The 15,912-nt window shown below is 61.4% G+C and carries 16 protein-coding genes; 9 read left to right on the forward strand and 7 right to left on the reverse strand.

Going from position 1 to position 15,912, the window contains the following annotated elements:
• The first annotated feature begins 179 nt into the window (after positions 1-179).
• The 6 genes from CSE6_RS16525 (at position 180) to CSE6_RS16550 (ending at position 6,872) form a co-directional block, all read left to right on the forward strand.
• A complete protein-coding gene (locus tag CSE6_RS16525; RefSeq protein WP_039050781.1) occupies positions 180-1,475 on the forward strand; it encodes a dicarboxylate/amino acid:cation symporter in 1,296 nt (431 codons plus the stop codon).
• A 61-nt stretch (positions 1,476-1,536) separates the two neighbouring features.
• A complete protein-coding gene (locus CSE6_RS16530) occupies positions 1,537-3,399 on the forward strand; it encodes an ATP-binding protein (RefSeq protein WP_233425242.1) in 1,863 nt (620 codons plus the stop codon).
• 13 nt (positions 3,400-3,412) lie between these two features.
• Positions 3,413-4,735 (forward strand): sigma-54 dependent transcriptional regulator, encoded by a 1,323-nt coding sequence (locus CSE6_RS16535; protein WP_059441018.1) that lies wholly within the window; start codon positions 3,413-3,415, stop codon positions 4,733-4,735.
• Between the two features lie 93 nt (positions 4,736-4,828).
• Complete coding sequence (locus tag CSE6_RS16540) at positions 4,829-5,941, forward strand: saccharopine dehydrogenase family protein (protein WP_059441019.1); 1,113 nt, start codon at positions 4,829-4,831, stop codon at positions 5,939-5,941.
• A complete protein-coding gene (locus CSE6_RS16545) occupies positions 5,941-6,486 on the forward strand; it encodes a DUF4166 domain-containing protein (protein ID WP_059441020.1) in 546 nt (181 codons plus the stop codon). Before CSE6_RS16540 ends, CSE6_RS16545 begins: the two co-directional genes overlap by 1 nt.
• Positions 6,483-6,872, forward strand: a complete 390-nt coding sequence (locus CSE6_RS16550) for a thiol-disulfide oxidoreductase DCC family protein (RefSeq protein WP_012838425.1) — start codon at positions 6,483-6,485, stop codon at positions 6,870-6,872. The genes CSE6_RS16545 and CSE6_RS16550 overlap by 4 nt, the downstream gene beginning before the upstream one ends.
• Positions 6,873-6,936: 64 nt before the next feature.
• Here CSE6_RS16550 and CSE6_RS16555 read toward each other — a convergent pair whose 3' ends face one another.
• Positions 6,937-7,515 (reverse strand): hypothetical protein, encoded by a 579-nt coding sequence (locus CSE6_RS16555; protein WP_059441021.1) that lies wholly within the window; start codon positions 7,513-7,515, stop codon positions 6,937-6,939.
• 75 nt (positions 7,516-7,590) lie between these two features.
• Here CSE6_RS16555 and CSE6_RS16560 point away from each other — a divergent pair, with 75 nt between their 5' ends.
• Together CSE6_RS16560 and CSE6_RS16565 are read left to right on the forward strand one after the other, a co-directional pair.
• Entirely contained in the window at positions 7,591-9,069 is a 1,479-nt protein-coding gene (locus CSE6_RS16560; RefSeq protein ID WP_083994751.1) for an RtcB family protein, read from the forward strand.
• A gap of 381 nt (positions 9,070-9,450) precedes the next feature.
• Positions 9,451-9,987: a YcxB family protein gene (locus CSE6_RS16565; RefSeq protein ID WP_034355502.1), complete on the forward strand. Its 537-nt coding sequence runs from the start codon at positions 9,451-9,453 to the stop codon at positions 9,985-9,987.
• Positions 9,988-10,091: 104 nt separating this feature from the next.
• Here CSE6_RS16565 and CSE6_RS16570 read toward each other — a convergent pair whose 3' ends face one another.
• The 5 genes from CSE6_RS16570 to CSE6_RS16590 all read right to left on the reverse strand — a co-directional run bounded on the left by CSE6_RS16570 (position 10,092) and on the right by CSE6_RS16590 (position 13,473).
• Positions 10,092-10,679, reverse strand: coding sequence for an SRPBCC family protein (locus tag CSE6_RS16570; protein ID WP_059441022.1), 588 nt, complete (start codon positions 10,677-10,679; stop codon positions 10,092-10,094).
• Positions 10,676-11,398 carry a YceI family protein gene (locus tag CSE6_RS16575; protein ID WP_034379393.1) on the reverse strand — a complete coding sequence of 241 codons (723 nt, stop codon included), beginning with the start codon at positions 11,396-11,398 and terminating at the stop codon, positions 10,676-10,678. The genes CSE6_RS16570 and CSE6_RS16575 overlap by 4 nt, the downstream gene beginning before the upstream one ends.
• Complete coding sequence (locus CSE6_RS16580; RefSeq protein ID WP_059441066.1) at positions 11,395-11,958, reverse strand: YceI family protein; 564 nt, start codon at positions 11,956-11,958, stop codon at positions 11,395-11,397. The genes CSE6_RS16575 and CSE6_RS16580 overlap by 4 nt, the downstream gene beginning before the upstream one ends.
• A 116-nt stretch (positions 11,959-12,074) precedes the next feature.
• On the reverse strand, positions 12,075-12,656 hold the full coding sequence (locus tag CSE6_RS16585; RefSeq protein ID WP_059441023.1) for a peroxidase-related enzyme: 582 nt from the start codon (positions 12,654-12,656) through the stop codon (positions 12,075-12,077).
• Between the two features lie 133 nt (positions 12,657-12,789).
• Complete coding sequence (locus CSE6_RS16590; protein WP_059441024.1) at positions 12,790-13,473, reverse strand: LysE family translocator; 684 nt, start codon at positions 13,471-13,473, stop codon at positions 12,790-12,792.
• A gap of 175 nt (positions 13,474-13,648) precedes the next feature.
• Between CSE6_RS16590 and CSE6_RS16595 the strand changes: the two genes are divergently transcribed.
• On the forward strand, positions 13,649-14,548 hold the full coding sequence (locus tag CSE6_RS16595; protein WP_059441025.1) for a LysR substrate-binding domain-containing protein: 900 nt from the start codon (positions 13,649-13,651) through the stop codon (positions 14,546-14,548).
• A 24-nt stretch (positions 14,549-14,572) separates the two neighbouring features.
• On the opposite strand, the gene CSE6_RS16600 is transcribed toward CSE6_RS16595, so the two are convergent.
• Positions 14,573-15,817, reverse strand: coding sequence for a lipase family protein (locus tag CSE6_RS16600; RefSeq protein ID WP_193751136.1), 1,245 nt, complete (start codon positions 15,815-15,817; stop codon positions 14,573-14,575).
• Positions 15,818-15,912: the final 95 nt, after the last annotated feature.

The following is a 15,912-nucleotide window of genomic DNA, read 5'->3' on the forward strand; positions in this document are numbered from 1 at the left end:
TTAAAGGACGGCACGCCGCTTCACTGCGGCTGACCAAGTGAGACTGGGGCTGGGCCTTGCTGACGAAACCTCGGTTCCGTCGGCGGTCCGTCTCGGTTTGTTGTCGCTGCCAGAACCCGGTGCCTCCAAGGCCTGGATTGAGGCAGCGGCTCAAACAACGCATACCAAGATTCCAAGAAATGAAATCCAATCGCCTGACCATCATGGTTCTGCTGGCCATGGTTCTGGGTGTGGTTGTGGGCTATCTCGTCCACGCCAACGCCGCGACACCGGAGACAGCCAAAGACATTGCCGGCTATTTCGGCATTCTCACCGACGTATTTCTGCGCATGATCAAGATGATCATCGCGCCCCTGGTGTTTGCCACGCTGGTGGCGGGGCTGGCCAATATGGGCGATGCCGGCTCTGTGGGCCGCGTGGGTGGTCGTGCGCTGGGCTGGTTTATCGCGGCATCGTTCTGCTCGCTGTTTCTGGGTCTGGTTTTTGCCAATGTGTTGCAGCCCGGCCACGGCCTGACGGTGGAGCTTCCCACGAATGCCGAGAGCCTGGGTCTGAAGACCGGTGCGCTGAATTTCAAGGATTTCATCACCCATGTCTTCCCCAAGAACATCTTCGAGGCCATGGCCACCAATGAGGTGTTGCAGATCCTTGTGTTTGCGCTGTTCTTCGGTATCGCTCTGGGCTACCTGAACCACCAGAAAAAGCACATGCTGGTCGATCTGATGGAAGAGACCTCGCATGTCATGCTGCGCGTGACCGAGTACGTGATGCGCTTTGCGCCCGTGGGCGTGTTCGGCTCTGTCGCCGGCACCATTGCCACCCATGGACTGGGCATGCTGCTGGTGTTCGGCAAATTCCTGCTGGGCTTCTATATTGCGCTGGCCGCGCTGTGGGTGCTGCTCATCGGTGCCGGCTATCTGGTGCTGGGCAAGGATGTCTTCCGTCTGCTGTCGCTGATTCGCGGCCCGGTGCTGGTGGGCTTTTTCACGGCCAGCAGCGAATCCACGCTGCCCAAGCTCATGGAGCAGCTGGAAAAATTCGGCATCAAGCCGCGTATCACAGGCTTTGTGCTGCCTCTGGGTTACTCGTTCAACCTCGATGGCTCCATGATCTACACCACCTTCCTGGCCATCTTCATCTCTCAGGCCTATGGCATCGAGATGTCGCTGACCGCGCAGCTGACCATGCTGCTGGTGCTGATGATCTCCAGCAAGGGCATTGCCGGCGTGCCTCGTGCCTCGCTCGTGGTGGTTGCCGCCGTGCTGCCCATGTTCGGTTTGCCGGAAGCGGGCATCCTGCTGATTCTGGGCATCGACCACTTCCTGGACATGGGCCGTACATTGACCAATGTGCTGGGCAATGCCATTGCCACGGCCGTGGTTGCCAAATGGGAAGGCGACGAAGAGCAGGAGTCCTGCGCAGATCTGGCTGTCGAGCCACAGCTGATGCCCGAGCCCATTCGCGCCCGAGCCTGATCGTCCGTTGCCCGGATTCCTGTCCCCTGCGGTGCCGGGCGCTGCTACCATGGTTCGCACCATGTTAGCTTTCCTGCCCCCACGCCTGCGTGCTGTTTTGCTGATCCTGCTCTGGCTGGCTGCAAGCAGCCTGGGCGGCTGGCTGGGCTATCAGGGCTTCGTCAAGATCGGTCTCGAGACCGTGGTGGCTGCCGGCAACAACCGCCTCGATCTCTATGCTGCCAGCCTGCGGCGCGAGATCGACAAATTTGCCTTTCTGCCCGATGTAGTGGCCCTGCAGCCCGAGATCCTGTCGCTGCTGCAATCGCCGGGCGACGAAAGACTGCAGTCTCGCGCCAATCTCTATCTGGAGGAGCTGAGCCGTCGTGCGGGCACCCTCAGCGTCTACATGCTCGATCACGACGGTCATGTGCTGGCTGCCAGCAATTGGCGCCGCGCCGACAGTTTTGTGGGCGAGAACCTCGGCTTCAGGCCCTATGTCCAGCAGGCATTGCGAGAAGGGCGCGGGCGCTACTTCGGCGTAGGCACCACGCGCGGCGAGCCCGGCTATTACCTGACCACTACCTTGGGGCAGGGCGAGATGCATGGCGTGGTGGTGGTCAAGGTCGGGCTGGCGCAGCTCGAGCAATCCTGGGCCAGCGCAGAGTCTCCGGTACTGGTCAGCGACGAAAATACCGTGGTCATTCTCAGCAATATGCCGGCCTGGCGCTTTGCGACCTTGCTGCCGCTGGATGAGGCAAGGCGGGCCGAGCTGGAAGCTTCGCAGAAATACAACCGTCTGAACCTGCGGCCTCTGGGCTGGCGTGGCATGAGCAGTGTCACTGGCGTCAGGCAGGTGAGCATTCCCGATGTCAAGGACGCTGCGGCAGACCAGAGCGCAGGTCGCTTTCTGGCCCAGTCCAGACCCATGGCCGGCACGCCCTGGCAGATTACCGTGCTCTCCCCCCTGAGCGTTGCCTTGCAGCTGGCGGCCAGCCGAGCCTGGGTGACGGGGGCGCTGATTGCATTGATGCTCTTGCTGGGAGCTTTGCTGTACCAGCGGCGCAGACATGTGCGTGAGCAACTGGCGGCCCAGCAAGCTCTGAAACAGGCCAACGAGGTGCTGGAAAACAAGGTGCAGCAGCGCACAGCCGATCTGCAGAGTGCCAATGTGGCGCTGCAGCAGGAGGTGATGGAGCGCATGCAGGCCGAGACCACGCTGCGCGCGGCGCAGGACGAGTTGGTACAGGCAGGCAAACTGGCCGTCATCGGTCAGCTCTCCACGGAAGTGGCCCATGAGCTGAATCAGCCCCTGGCGGCCTTGCGGGCGCTGGCCGGCAACAGTCAGCGCTTTCTGGAACGTGGTCAGAGCGAGATGGTGCAAAGCAATCTGCAGCGCATGGCCGAGCTGACCGAGCGCATGGGGCGTATTACCGGGCAGTTGCGCAACTTTGCCCGCAAGTCCGCCGGCCAGCCCGAGCAGGTTGAACTGGCCAAGGTGGTCGATGGCGCCCTGTCCCTCATGGAGCCGCGCATTGCCCAAAGCGGCGTCATGATCGTGCGACAGCCCTCGGATCTTGAGTTGAGCGCCTGGTGCGATGCCAATCGCGTACAGCAGGTGTTGATCAATCTGCTGAGCAATGCGCTGGACGCCGTGCAGGGCGGCAATACGCGGTGCGTGGAAATTGCCTGCAACCGTTGCGGTGCCTGGGCGCAGATCACGGTGCGCGATCATGGCCCCGGACTCAGTGATCAGGCGCAAGCGCGACTGTTCGAGCCTTTTTTCACGACCAAGCCCGAGGGACTGGGCCTGGGTCTGGGCCTGCCTTTGTCGGCCGAGATTGCCCAGGCCGCAGGCGGCAGCCTGACCGGCGGCAACCATCCGGAAGGCGGGGCCATCTTCACGCTGAGCCTGCCCTTGGTGGATACTCGGCCGCTGTCCTGATTGCCTGCAGCCCATGAACCCTTCCCTCAAAGTCCTGATCGTTGAAGACGATGCCGATGTCGCCATGGCCTGTGAGCAGACCATGCGCCTCGAAGGTCTGGACTGCATCTGCGTGAGCAGTGCCGAGCAGGCGCAAAAGCACCTGTCCCCGGATTTTGCCGGCATCGTGGTCAGCGACATCCGCTTGCCGCAGATGAGCGGCCTTGGGCTGCTGGCCGCCGCCCGCGTGCTGGACGCCGAACTGCCTGTGATTCTCATCACCGGGCACGGCGATATCTCCATGGCCGTGCAAGCCATGAAGGATGGCGCCGCCGATTTTCTGGAAAAGCCGTTTGCGCCCGAGCGCCTTGTGGAAGCCGTGCGCCGTGCGCTGGAGCGCCGTCGCCTGGTGCTGGAGGTGCGCAGCCTGCGCCAGCAGCTACAAAGTCGGGATGTGTTGCAGCACCAGTTGCTGGGGCGCTCGCTTCCCATGCAGCAGCTGCGCAGCACATTGCAAAGCCTTGCGGCCAGCGAGGCCGATGTGCTGATCTGGGGGGAAACGGGCACCGGCAAGGAAAGAGTCGCGCGCAGCCTGCATGAATCCAGCCGGCGCAAGAGCGGCAATTTTGTCGCCGTCAACTGCGGCGGCCTGCCGGAGACGCTGTTTGACAGCGAAATGTTCGGCAGCGAGGCCGGGGCCTTTACCGGCGCGGGCAAAAAGCGCATCGGCAAGATCGAACATGCCAGCAGCGGTACCTTGTTTCTCGACGAGATCGAAAGCATGCCCCTGCCCATGCAGGCCAAGCTGCTGCGCGTGCTGCAGGAAAGAGTGCTGGAGCGCCTGGGCTCGAACACGCTCATTCCTGTCGACTGCCGTGTGATTGCTGCAACCAAGGTCGATTTGCTGGAACTCAGCCGTCAGGGCCTGTTTCGCTCCGATCTCTACTACCGTCTCAATGTGGTGACGGTGAACCTGCCTCCGCTGCGCGAGCGCCGCGAGGATGTTGCGCTGCTGTTCGAGCATTTCGCGTTGCAGGCCGCCGCTCGCCACCAGCGTCCCGTGGCAGAGCTGACGCCGCAGCGTCTGCAGGCATTGCTTGCCCACGACTGGCCAGGCAATGTGCGCGAGCTGCGCAACACGGCCGAGCGCATCACGCTGGGGCTGGATGCCGGCCTGTCCCCGTCCGGTACGGCGCCCGAGGCAGCGGCTTCGCTTGCGGCAACCATGGAGTCCATAGAGCGTTCCCTGATTTCCGAAGCCTTGCGCAACAACGAAGGCAGCCTGACGCGCACGGCGCAGGCGCTGCACACCCCCAAGACCACGCTGCACGACAAGATTCGCAAGTACGGACTGTGATCGGGCTGTGACCGAGCCATGAGCGCGGCTGAGCAGGCTCGCCGCTGCCGGGCTTGCGCTTCGGAGCGAAACCGCGTCCCGCTACACTGAGGCATGCGTGAATTCAAGGTCATGGTCGTCGGTGCTTACGGCTTCTTCGGCAGCCGGCTGGTTGCCAGGCTGGCCAGGCAAAGCGGTTTGCACATCGTGGTGGCAGGGCGCTCGGCCTCTGCGGCGCAGGCGCTGGTTGAAGGTCTGGCCCCGGACGCTTGCTCAAGCCTGAGCCACGTAGTGGTGGACGTGATGGCGCCCGGTCTGGAGGACAGACTCAAGACGCTGGAGGTGGACGCACTCATTCACACTTCGGGCCCGTTTCAGGAGCAGGACTACCGCGTGGCCCGAGCCTGTGCCTACGCCGGCGTCCACTATGTGGATCTGGCCGATGGGCGTGACTTTGTCTGCGGCATCGATGTGCTCGATCCGCAGGCCAAAACTGCGGGCGTGCTGCTGCTCAGCGGCGCCAGTTCGGTGCCAGCTCTGTCCTCGGCGGTCGTGGATGCGCTGGCTTCGGGCATGGCTCGCATCAGCGATATCGACATAGGCATCAGCCCGGGCAATCGTACGGATAGAGGCCTGTCCACCGTCGCAGCCATCCTCAGCTATTGTGGCAAGCCGCTGCCTGGCTCCGGGCAGCAAGCCGTGATTGGCTGGCTGCGCAGCTATGGGCATGACTATCCGGCCCCTGTTGGGCGGCGGCTGCTGTCGGCCTGCGATGTACCGGATCTCGCACTGCTACCGCTTCGCTATGAAGGCAGTCCTTCCATCAGATTCGGTGCCGGGCTTGAGCTGTCGTTCTTGCAGCGCGGGATGAATGCCATGGCCTGGCTGGCTCACAGAGGGCTGGTGCAGGACTGGTCTGCACATGCGCGCAGGCTCAAGCGCATGGCGGACTGGTTCAGGAACTGGGGCAGCGATGCAGGAGCCATGCATGTCACGGTCAGTGGCCTGGATGCAAAGGGGCAAGCCTGCCAGCGCGGCTGGGTGCTTATGGCGGGCTCGGGCGACGGGCCTTATGTTCCCACGCTGGCCGCCAGTGCGCTGGTACGCAAGCTGGCTGCGGGTGTACCGCTGGAGCCGGGCGCCAGGCCTTGCATGGGGCTGCTGACGCTGCAGGACTTTGCAGCCGAAGCGCAGGGACTGGATATTCAGATGCGGGAGCTTGCCTGATGATGCTGAGCGCCTCTTTGTTTCAGCAGGCCATGGGCGATGAGTTCTGCAAGCTCGATGCCGCCCTGCAGCGCTTTCACGGCCTGCAGGGTGAGCATGAGCTTCAGGGCAGGGTGCAGACCGGCGCCCCCCGGACTCTGGCGGCCAAGCTGCTGGCGCTGGCTCTGGGCACGCCACGCGCCGCCAGCGAGGGGACGATTCATTTTGAACTGCAGGCCAGTCCCAAGGCGGAAACCTGGATTCGCATCTTCCCCTCGCAGCGCATGCACTCAACCCTGCAGTTGCACAATGGCCATCTGATCGAGCGCCTTGGCCTGGCGCGACTGTGCTTTGCCTTGCAGGCGGTGGATGGACGGCTTCTCATGCGACTGCAGCGTCTGTACTTTCTGGGCTTCCCATGTCCGGGCTGGCTGGCACCGCGCATCGTGGCCGAAGAAACCGGAGCCGGGGAGCAAATGCAATTTCATGTCGAAGCGGCCGTCCCCCTGATTGGCGTGGTGGCCAGTTATCGTGGCTATCTGTTGCTGCCCGAGGAGCAAGCATGATTGTGGTCTTTGATGGGCAATGTCTGTTGTGCAATGGCTGGGTGCAGTTCTTGCTCAAGCACGACAAGCAGGGCGTTTTTCAGTTCGCCGCCATACAGGGCGAGGTCGGCGGCAAGCTGTTGGCCGATGCAGGCTTGCGCATGGAAGGTCTGCAGACCTTGCTGCTGGTGGACGGACAGCGCTCCTGGCAGCACACGGATGCCATCTTGCGCGTGCTGCACGCATTGGGCTGGCCCTGGCGACTGACAGCGGTGATCAGGCTGATACCCGCTGCATTGCGCGATGCGCTCTACCGCATGATTGCCAGAAACCGCTATCACTGGTTTGGCAAAAGCGAGCAGTGCATGATGCCGGATCCCGCTGTGGCTGCCCGCTTTCTGGACTGAATTCCGAATGAAAAGCGGTATCGCTCAGCGAATATGGGGATCAATACGATTGATGGATACGCAATCAGGCATGCTCTGCCGGCATGGGCGGAATATCCAATAGGGCTTGGTACTTCTTCTGCAGATCGCCAAAGCGTTGCAGCGTCGGCAGCACAGCCTGCATATTCAACGCCTTGTGCAGCCGCGGCAGCAGCAGCTGCTGCATACCGAGATTGTTCAATGACTGGTAGCCCGCGTGAAAGCAGGCTTCGCCTTTTTCATCTTCGTAGTACAACTGCTCTAGCTCGCGCCAGCCCACGTGGTAGCCGTAGTCAAAGAACTCCTGAAAGTTCTCGGCAATCACCCAGCTCAATTCGTTCACGCAGGGCAGTGTCATGACGATGGGGCTGACGCTACCGGGCAGGCGCTCATCGACCAGATAGCTGTAATGAACGCTGTCGCAGCCCGTGGTTGCAAACGTCATCACATTGCGCGGCGTGCACCAATCAATGTAACTGGGTACGGGGGGGATCTCCAGGCGCAGGCCGCAGTCCCCAAAGACGGCTTCGGGCGACAGGCCGAACTGCGGGCCTATGGCTGCAGCCGCGTCGTACAAAGTCTGCAGTGGTGCGGGAATCTGAAAGGACCGAATTGCATTGCGCATTGCAGCATATTAGCAACGCCGGTTAGGCGGCCCGGCGCTTACTCATTAGAATACGTCGCTTATCAGTCCTTCTTGATGCTGCTGCTCGAAGGTGCGTTGCATCTCCCAGATTCGGAGATGCGCTGTTGCGTACCTGTTTTTCTCAGCATCATGCCGCACTCTTCCGGGAAGCTTTCCCGACTGCAAAAAGCTCTGTCACGTCAGGGCATCCAGGTCTCCTACCGAGACAATATCTATCAAATCCATAACGAGCAGGCAGCAGCGACCATTTTGCTGCCCGACAGCCTGCCGCTGGAGCACAAAGCCGTTAGTCAATTGCTGGACTTCGCCTCGGTTGCCGACCCGCAAGGTCATGGCGCGGTCTGCAAAGCCTGTGCCACGCCGGACTTTCACCCCGGCAGCATTGCGCCCGTGGGGGCGGTGGTGGCCACGTCGCCAGACTTCGTGATTCCTGCGGCCATCGGCACGGACATCAACTGCGGCATACGCTTGCTGAGCACGGGCCTGACGCAGGCGCAGGCCGAGCTGCACAAAAGCACCATCGTGCAGCGGCTGACCCGCGTCATCTTGCAGAACGGGCGCGATGTGCCCGTGCGCAGCGCAGGCTTCAAGGCGTTGTTTGATGAGGGCCCCCAGGCCTTTATTGAACAGTTGCCTGACGTGGGTCTATGGCAAGGCGTAAACCGCGACCGGCTGCAGGCCGAACTGGCCGAGTGCGTGGGCCTGCAAGGCTTTGCGGGCCGGAGTCGCTACGCGCCTGAAGCCCTGTTGCAGGCGCGCGAGCTGCTGCGCCCGCCATCTGCTGCCGACCTGGGAAGCGGTAACCACTTTCTGGAGTTCTGCGTGGTCGATGAAGTCTACGATCGTCATGCCGCCTATGTTGCGGGGCTCAAGAAGGGCGATGTCACGGTGATGATCCACACCGGCTCGCGCGATGTCGGCTTTTATGTCGGTCGCCGCTGGATGGACCTGGCCAGGCAGCAATGGCCGCAAGGTATCAAACACCCTCAGCATGGTCTGTATGGCCTGAGCGGCGCGCTGGCGCAGGATTATCTGCAAGCGATGGGCGTGGCTGCGCGCTATGCGTGGTTCAACCGCATGGCGCTGGCGGAGCTGGTGCGCAAAGAGCTGGCAGGCATTGCCGCGTCCGATGCATCGCGCCTGATTGTGGATGTGCCCCACAACGTGGTGATGACCGAGGGCGAGTTCAATGTGCACCGCAAGGGCTCCACTCCCGCGCATGACGGCCAGTGGGCGCTGATTCCGGGATCGATGGGCGACTACTCCTTTCTCGTCAAAGGTCTGGGTCATGAAGACTGGCTGCGGTCCTGCAGCCACGGAGCGGGCCGCCAGGTGCGCAGACAGGACACGCGGCGCATGAAACAGCCGCTGGTCGAATCCGTCTGGCAGTGCATCACCTTGCGTGAAGAGCGACTGATCGAAGAAGCGCCCAGCGCCTACAAACCCGTAGGGCCGGTGTTGCAGGCGCAGGAAGAGGCGGGGCTGATTCGTGCGAGTGTGCGGTTGAAGCCCTGGTTGACTTTCAAGGCCTGAAGTTGAAGCTGCTGCCAGCGCCTGATGGCCAAGTGCTGGCAGCAAGGCTGTTCGACGATTCGGGCGTTCGAGGAAGATGGAGCGCAATCGATACGTGGCAGACAATCAGATCAATGCTTCAAGCCCGTCACTCCATGGAGATGGCTGTCTTGATTTGCAGCAATTTCACATCTTGCAGCTGCATGGCTTGTGCTTGTATCGCATGCACAGCTCTGTTTGTACTCTGTAATGCCCGGTGCGCCGGCTTATGGTGCAGGCAACAGTGCCGGTAACGAAATCGTTCACGAACCAGAGCCTGCGACCGTGTGAGATGTCGCAGTCACCTTTCGATCAATACTCGCTGCTGCAGGTCGCTCATACCTGTGGCCACATGAGCCAACCATGAACATGACCGCCAGCTTTACTCTCGTTCCCGCCGACTTCGTTCGCCTGCAGAAAATGGTTTCGCGGCGCTGGCATCAGAAGGCAGGGATGCTTTCCTGGCCGTTCCTCTTGCGGGTTGTGGTGTGGCTCTGCATTGGCCTCGCTGGTGCAGCCTACGCGCGACTGATGCGTGAGTTTCCTGAGATCTCCCGCCCGCTGGGAGTGGTTGCCTGCCTTCTGGTCGTCGCTTTGATCGCCGTCGTGACGATGCCATACCTGTCACAGGCATCCATGCGCAAGCTCATGCTCCTGCCGGATGGAGCGTTTCTGTCGCCACAAACGGTCACGCTCTCGTCGGACGCCATCAGGGTAGCCTCGGTTCGAGGAGACACGATACTGCCGTGGTCAGGAGTGCTGGCGCTTGCCGAAGATGACGTGAACTACTATCTGTTCATCGACGCTATGCAGGCTCTGGTACTGCCTAGGGCAGCCATTGCCCCCATGGCTGCAGAGTTCGAGCAGTTCACGCGCCATCTCAGGGCCTCTGCGATTTAAGTCTTTGTTCTTGCAGATGCTTGCACAGTCATGACGGCAACCCGAGGCACAGGGGCCAGGCTTGCATGCGTCCAATACCATCTGGCCCTTGTAACGGCCTGCTGCTAATTTCCTGGTGTCTGCTTCTGCTCTTGAAGCGTCAAGGCCTCGCGTCGCTGGATTTCATCCACCAGTGCCTTGAACTGGCGTTTCAGCAACTGGCGCAGCACTGGCTTCCCGACCAGCGGCGGGATGGCGAAAGCCGGGACCAGGCGAGCACTGTAAGCCAAGCGTACCCGGCCGTCGGCTTGAGTTTCCAGGGTATAGCTGCCATCCATCTGCTTGAGATTGCCGCCTATCGCATGCGCGGCGATGCGCTGCTGCGGCCATTCGGTCACGGCCAGTCTGACCTCGATTGGCTGGCGAAAAAACAGAAACCCCAGGCTGCCTTTTTGCTCCAGCAGCACCTGGTTGCCATCGCGTTGCAGCACGCGCGAACTTTGCATATCCGGCACAAAGTCGGCCAGATGCTCGTAGTCGGAAATCACGCTCCAGGCCGTGGCCCGCCTGACTTGCATGACGGCCGAGGCGTTCACCGTCATGGCCTCATTGTGCTCGGCAGTCTCTATGCGAAGCTCCTGTGCCGAAACCTGCAAACCGCCGCAGAACAGGGTCAAAGCCGCGCCGCAGGCAGCAACAAGCCCCGTTCTCATGACCGGGATTCCTGCTTCAAAGGTGGAGCAGCACGGACTTCAAAGTTCAACTCGAGCCTGTCGCGGACCTGGATTGCACCGCCCAGGATGGACAAAGGCGTGATGCCAAAACTCGATTGATCGATGCTCAGCGAGCCGCTGATATGGAATTCGCTCGGCGTCCTCCTGATTCGGGCCGGTACGCTCAGGCTGCGTGTAACGCCGTGAAGAGTGAGTTCCAGGGCCAGCAATACATCGCCGTCCGCTTCGGGGGAAGCATGTGCCTGGATCAGTGCAAATGGATGGACCGAGGTTTGCAGCAGCTTGTTCAGCATATTGGTACGGGTCGCTTCAATATCGGCTGCGCTGGGCTGGGTGTCCAGAGCCGCCTTGGCGCGCAGAGCGGGTTCGTCGACCGATAGCCTGTCCAGCGCCACATAGAGATCGGCCCGGCCAAGCCGGGGGGCCACATAGCCTTGCAGTTCATGGCTGGCAATCACATGATCGTGCCCCAGTCTGGCCAGAGCGCCAGCGCGTCGAACGGTGATCGAGACCAGGGAATGCGAGGAATCGATCTGAAGCACCGACTGGCCCCGTGCAGCCGCATCGGCATAGAAGGCCGCAGGAAAGTCCGCAGGCCTTGCCGTCGGGCCGGGAGGCTGGGCTGGCTCGATGCCTGGTTGCGAGCAGCCCGTGATCAGAGTCAGCAGGACTGCAATCAGCTGTCTGCGCAATGTCATGGCAATTCGCGCAGCTGGATGCGAAATTTCACAGTCACGGCGTCTCCCACGGCATTGCTGCTCTTCCACTCTCCCGTGCCGATATCAAATATTGAGCGATGGGTGACGAATTCGCCTTCCATGCGGCGCTCCTCGGGCTTCCAGCTGAATGGCAGCACAAGCGGTTGCCTGTGGCCTTTTAGCTGCAGGGTGCCGCGTGCCCGGTAGCCGGCTGCGCCGGGGGCATCGAGAATCTCCTTGGCATCAAAGACTGCCTCGGGATAACGCACAAAGTCAAACCAGTCCTTGCCGGCAATGGCCTGGTTGATGTCCGGGTTGGCCATGTCGGCGCTGCTGGTGCGAATGCTGACATTCAGCCTGTTGCTGTCTGGCTTTTGAGGGTCGAAGTCAAAACGAACCCGGAAGTCTTTGAACACGCCGGTGACCGGCGTTTGCTCGAAAGTGGCGGTGAATTCCAGTCGGTTGTCGCTACCGGGCTTGAGCTCCCACGAGGTGGCATGAGCTGCAGTGGAGCACAGCGTGGCGAGCAGGGCGGCGAGGCAGCAAACGGTATTGCGCATCTGGATGACCTCCGGCAAACAGCGTTTTGCCGGGTTGGCCGCTGCTCTGAGAGTGATGATGCGTCATTCCCGTGCAAGCTGCATCGATTGCAGGCAGCGAGTTACTGCTTGTTGCTTCAGGCTTTTTTCTCGCGCGGCACCCGGCCCATCAGATAGAACTCGGGATTGGGCTGCACGCCCGCGAAGCTGGCCATTCGGTTGGACAGTCCGAAGAAGGCGGTAATGGCCGCAATGTCCCAGATATCCTCATCGTCAAAACCGTGAGGGTACAAGGCTTCGTAGTCGGCATCGTCAATTTCGGCGCTGTGCAGACAGACCTTCATGGCAAAGTCCAGCATGGCACGCTCGCGCGGGCTGATGTCGGCCTTGCGGTAATTGACCGCCACCTGGTCGGCAATCAGCGGCTTTTTCTCATAGATGCGCAAGATGGCGCCATGAGCCACCACGCAATACAGGCACTGATTGGCAGCGCTGGTGGCGGTGACGATCATTTCGCGCTCGCCCTTGCTGAGACTGCCGTCCTCCTTGAGCATCAGCGCATCGTGGTAGGCAAAGAAGGCGCGCCACTCGGCCGGCCGGCGAGCAAAGGCCAGAAAAACATTGGGAATAAAGCCCGACTTTTGCTGTACCTCGGCGATGCGCTGCCTGATGTCTTCAGGCAGGCTGTTCAGATCGGGAAAGGGGTAGCGGCTTTTCATGGTGCCTGTCTCCTTTGGAGTTTTGCTGATATGTGCCAACCATGGCAAGCATGGCACGGGTGGGCGCTCCAAAGCTGTCGTTTGCGTTGCAGATGCTGCTATTGCGGCCATTGGGCCTGTCAGGCTTTTCACATCAGATGCTGGCATCCATCAGATTCGACGTGGCCGGTGTGCCGGTGGCGATCAGCAGCAGGCCCAGGACAAGCAGCACGCAGCCCAGACTGCGATCTACCCAGGGACGTATGGCTTGAACCTTGGGCTGGAGCACCGGGGCCGAGAAAAAACAGGCTACCAGCGCAAACCACAGCACGTGGGCCATGGCGACGAAAAGGCCGTAGGCCAACTGGGTTGGCATGGGCACGGCAGGGCCGACGATTTGCATGAACAGGCTGAGGATGAAGAGCGCTGTCTTGGGATTGAGTGCATTGGTCAGAAAGCCCAGGACAAAAAGCGAGCGGCCTGGCACATGGCCTTTGCGTGCATTGCGCTGGCCGGGTTCGGCGCTGGATCGGGAATCTGGCCGATCGTCATTTGCACGGCTGGCGCCGCGCCAGAGACAAATTCCGAGCCATACCAGATAGGCTGCGCCTGCATATTTGAGCAGATTGAAAAGCCAGGGCAGGCCTTGCAGGACCATGCCCAGTCCCAGCAGGGTGTAGGCCACATGGATCAGAACGCCACAGCCGATGCCCAGCGCCACCCAGAGACCCGCACGGCGCGATTCCATCAGGCTGGTGCGGGTGACCATGGCGAAGTCGGCGCCGGGGCTGATGACGGCGAGAGAGGTAACGAGAATCACGGTGGGCCAGGCGTTCATGCTGTGTATTGCTTGAGTTCAAATATCAGTTTGTGAGATGGTTCTGTTGCACGAGAATGGCAGGCAGTGCCCTGTAGCTGTGAACTCTAGGGCGGTCAAAGTTTTTTGAATAACGATGATTTCTCAAGCAAATAGTGATTCAAACTCACATATTTCTGCTGGCGGTCCACCACGAATGCCTTCGCTGGTCGCTTTACGCTGTTTTGAAGCGGCAGCGCGGCTGGAGAGCTTCAGCCGCGCTGCCGATGAGCTGCACCTGACCCATGGAGCCATCAGTCGCGCGGTGCGCTCGGTGGAGGAAGAGTTGGGGGCGCAGCTGTTTGAGCGCCGCAATCGCCGTGTCTTTCTCAATGCTGCGGGGAGGCTGTTGTTCGACGGGGTGCATGCAGGTCTGGGCCAGATGGCACGTGCGGCCGAGGCGGTGCGGCAGCAGGTGGCAGGCAGGCCGCTGCTGCTGTCCTGCGAGCCCACGTTGCTGATGCGCTGGCTGATTCCGCGCTGGGGCGACTTCCAGGCGCGCCACCCGCAGCACACCGTGCATCTGGTTGCGGGCGGCGGCACCGTGGAATGGGGGCGCGGCATCGATCTGGCCATTCGGCGCAACGACTTTGACTGGGGGCCCAATGTCCAAGTGCAGCCCTTGTGCGCAGAGCGCATGGGGCCGGTCTGCCATCCGGACAGTCTGGCGCAGTTCTTTGCGTTGCAGCCCGATGGCGGCCTTGCGCTTCGTGGCGATGCAACGCTCTTGCATAGCAAGACGCGTCCCAAGGCCTGGGAGGATTGGTGGAAAACCCGGCCAGATCAGCCTCCCACCCGGATCCGGCAGGCGCAAGCAGGCGGTGATCTGGTGCTTGAGCATTTCTACCTGAGCTTGCAGGCGGCAGCAGCGGGCCTGGGTGTAGCCATGGGCCCGCAACTGCTGGTGCAGGACGATATCGCGGCCGGCCGGCTGGTGGCGCCGCTGGGCTTTGTACCCGATGGCTCGCAATACTGTCTGCTGGCCGTACAGAGTTGGGGGGCGGGCTCGGTGCAGCAGCTTCTGGTCGACTGGATTCAGCAGCAGATGCAAGGCTGAACGCAGACGGATACCCTACGCGGTTCAGCGCAGGCTGAGCGTCTCTTGTTTTGCAACACAGTTGCCAGCAATCTTCTCCCCATTGAACAGCTTGCGTGCAAACAGACGCGAGTTGGGGAAGGAGCTGTTGACGGTCTGCGAATGGTCCATGCCCGAGTAGGTGTGGGCTTCAACCACCGTGCCGGCCTCGCAGCTTTGCTCGGCCAGGTCCTGCTGAAATTTGGTCGGTGCATCCTTGTCCGCACCGCCTATGCCAAAGAACACGGGCGTGGCGATCTTCAGCGTGGGAAACTGGCCTTTGCTGAAAGGTTGGGCGTAATAGCTCATGAAGTCCGACTTGAAGGTGTTGCTCCAGCTTAACTGCTCTTTTTTCACCACCTCGAACATCTGCTGCACACAGGTGGTTTCAGCGGCTTTCATGGCACCAAGGCCTTTTTCGCTCAGCACCTGTTCGGCTGGCAAGCGGGGCTTGGACTGGTTGGCTACCGCCGCGATGTAAAGAATGTAGGCAATGGACGGGTCCGTTCTCTCCTGCTCGGCGGGGCTTGAGCGGTAGGCGATCTTGCCGTCCTTGCTGGGTCTGCCGGAGTGGGGTGTGCCGGTGGCGATCGTGCCCAGAATCTTCAGCTCAGGGGCGTAATCTGGGGCAAAGCCAGCAGTCGCAAATGCGGCAGCCGCCCCCTGGGACTGGCCCACGATGACTATCTTGTTGCCGAGTGGAAGCTCTTTGGTGTTGAGCGTCGCGCGCACCGAGTCCAGCGTGGCATAGGCCGCAGCGCGGCTGTGCAGATAGGCATGAGGGCCGGGCGTTCCCAGGCCCTGGTAGTCGGTTGCGACAATGGCATAGCCCTCCTTGAGCCAGTTGTTGAGATATTGCGCATCGCGCTCCGAGCGTGGGTTGCGGGAGGGGGCGCAGCTGTCGCCGATGCCTACGGTGCCGTGCGCCCAGGCTATTACCGGCCAGCCACCGGCAGGCGGCAGCCCCCTGGGCAGAAAGATGACTCCCGAGGTGGTGAGCTGAGCCGCCTGGTCGTTGCCTGCCGCCGTTCCATCGGTTGATGAGTACCAGATGGCATAGGCCTTGTCGGCATCTGCCAGACTGAAGGCCGGGGCTAGCGGCTCGATGGCCAGCATTTGTCCCGCAGAGCCTGTCGTCATGTTGGAAGAAGGCTGGGTCTGCGCGAAGCCAGTCGGCCAGCTGGACAGAGTCAGCGTGCTCAGGGTGGCCATGGCTGCTGCGCGTTGCAGTCCTGTGGGTACGAGGGGCATGGTAGTCTCCATTTGTTGTGCGGCGACCTCCGATGGAGTGCCTGAGAGCAGTTTGCAGCGGGACTCTCGCCGGCTGAATCGTCCGAATGGAGTGG

Origin of the sequence: Comamonas sp. E6, assembly GCF_001010305.1 — a bacterium.
Classification (GTDB): Bacteria; Pseudomonadota; Gammaproteobacteria; order Burkholderiales; family Burkholderiaceae_C; genus Comamonas; species Comamonas thiooxydans.

Coding starts and splice junctions, on each gene's coding strand:
- CSE6_RS16530 (WP_233425242.1), top strand. CDS start 1,537: ATGTTAGCTTTCCTGCCCCCACGCCTGCGTGCTGTTTTGCTGATCCTG.
- CSE6_RS16535 (WP_059441018.1), top strand. CDS start 3,413: ATGAACCCTTCCCTCAAAGTCCTGATCGTTGAAGACGATGCCGATGTC.
- CSE6_RS16590 (WP_059441024.1), bottom strand. CDS start 13,473: ATGAACGCCTGGCCCACCGTGATTCTCGTTACCTCTCTCGCCGTCATC.
- CSE6_RS16595 (WP_059441025.1), top strand. CDS start 13,649: ATGCCTTCGCTGGTCGCTTTACGCTGTTTTGAAGCGGCAGCGCGGCTG.
- CSE6_RS16585 (WP_059441023.1), bottom strand. CDS start 12,656: ATGAAAAGCCGCTACCCCTTTCCCGATCTGAACAGCCTGCCTGAAGAC.
- CSE6_RS16525 (WP_039050781.1), top strand. CDS start 180: ATGAAATCCAATCGCCTGACCATCATGGTTCTGCTGGCCATGGTTCTG.
- CSE6_RS16545 (WP_059441020.1), top strand. CDS start 5,941: ATGATGCTGAGCGCCTCTTTGTTTCAGCAGGCCATGGGCGATGAGTTC.
- CSE6_RS16550 (WP_012838425.1), top strand. CDS start 6,483: ATGATTGTGGTCTTTGATGGGCAATGTCTGTTGTGCAATGGCTGGGTG.
- CSE6_RS16560 (WP_083994751.1), top strand. CDS start 7,591: ATGCTGCTGCTCGAAGGTGCGTTGCATCTCCCAGATTCGGAGATGCGC.
- CSE6_RS16570 (WP_059441022.1), bottom strand. CDS start 10,679: ATGAGAACGGGGCTTGTTGCTGCCTGCGGCGCGGCTTTGACCCTGTTC.
- CSE6_RS16555 (WP_059441021.1), bottom strand. CDS start 7,515: ATGCGCAATGCAATTCGGTCCTTTCAGATTCCCGCACCACTGCAGACT.
- CSE6_RS16565 (WP_034355502.1), top strand. CDS start 9,451: ATGAACATGACCGCCAGCTTTACTCTCGTTCCCGCCGACTTCGTTCGC.
- CSE6_RS16540 (WP_059441019.1), top strand. CDS start 4,829: ATGCGTGAATTCAAGGTCATGGTCGTCGGTGCTTACGGCTTCTTCGGC.
- CSE6_RS16575 (WP_034379393.1), bottom strand. CDS start 11,398: ATGACATTGCGCAGACAGCTGATTGCAGTCCTGCTGACTCTGATCACG.
- CSE6_RS16600 (WP_193751136.1), bottom strand. CDS start 15,817: ATGCCCCTCGTACCCACAGGACTGCAACGCGCAGCAGCCATGGCCACC.
- CSE6_RS16580 (WP_059441066.1), bottom strand. CDS start 11,958: ATGCGCAATACCGTTTGCTGCCTCGCCGCCCTGCTCGCCACGCTGTGC.